The sequence below is a fragment of the Klenkia sp. AC732 genome, from assembly GCF_979256525.1.
Genome location: NZ_CEEDOS010000090.1, coordinates 1 through 1,018, shown reverse-complemented (window position 1 = coordinate 1,018; position 1,018 = coordinate 1). Strand labels below are relative to the sequence as shown.

Sequence of the window (1,018 nt, the reverse complement as noted above, 5' to 3'; positions counted from 1 at the left end):
GGTCGGGGCCGGGCCGGGCGGGGCCGGGCCGGTCGGGTCGGACCGGGGTCGGGGGTCAGGTGTCGAGGAAGGCGCGGAGGGCGGCGACGGTCTCGGCGGGGCGCTCGTCGACCAGGAAGTGGCCGGCCTCGACCGGCTGGCCGGTGACGTCGTCCGCGCGCTCGCGCCAGACCGCCAGGACGTCGTCCGGGCCGGTTCCGACGACGCCCGCCGAGCCCCACAGCACCAGCAACGGGCAGCTCACCCGGCGGCCGGCGGCGGCGTCGGCCTCGTCGTGCTCCAGGTCGATCGAGGCACCGGCCCGGTAGTCCTCCAGCATCGCGTGCCGGGTGTCCGGGTCGGCGAAGCAGCGTTCGTACTCGGCCAGCTGGGCGGGGGAGCAGACGTCCAGCCCGCTGCCCCAGCCGCCGAGCAGGCTGTGCAGGTAGCCGGTCGGGTCGCCGGCGATGAGGTTCTCCGGCAGCGGCTCGGGCTGCAGGTAGAAGAACCAGTGGTAGTAGGCGGTGGCCAGCCGGCGGTCCACGTTCGCGTACACGTGCGTCGTCGGCAGCACGTCCAGCACCGCGGCCCGGGTGACGGCGTCCGGGTGGTCCAGGGCGAGCCGGTGGGTGACCCGGGCACCCCGGTCGTGCCCGACGACGGCGTACCGCTCGTGGCCCAGGTCCCGCATCAGCGCCGCCACGTCGGCGGCCATCGCCCGGAACGAGTGCCCCGCGTGGCCCTCGCCGTCGGCGGGCTTGCCGGAGTCGCCGTAACCGCGCAGGTCCGGGATGACCAGGGTGTGGTCGCGGGCCAGGTCGGGCGCGACCGAGGACCACATCACGTGCGTCTGCGGGTAGCCGTGCAGCAGCAGGAGCGGCGGGCCCTGGCCGAGGGTGACGGCGTGCACCGTCGTCCCGCCGTGCTCGTGCTCCACCTCCGCCCGGACGACGGTGGAGCCGGGGAACAGCGGGTCGGACGGCGACGGTGCCATGCCCCGATCGTGCCCCGCCTGCGTCCGCCGCGCGCCCCCTCCGCC

1 protein-coding gene is annotated in these 1,018 nt (G+C 76.3%); it reads right to left on the bottom strand.

All coding sequences use genetic code 11. The features are described from left to right. Nucleotides 1–55 precede the first annotated feature (55 nt). Complete coding sequence (locus AC0IVP_RS21805; protein ID WP_082556491.1) at nucleotides 56–973, bottom strand: alpha/beta fold hydrolase; 918 nt, start codon at nucleotides 971–973, stop codon at nucleotides 56–58. Between the last annotated feature and the right edge of the window lie 45 nt (nucleotides 974–1,018).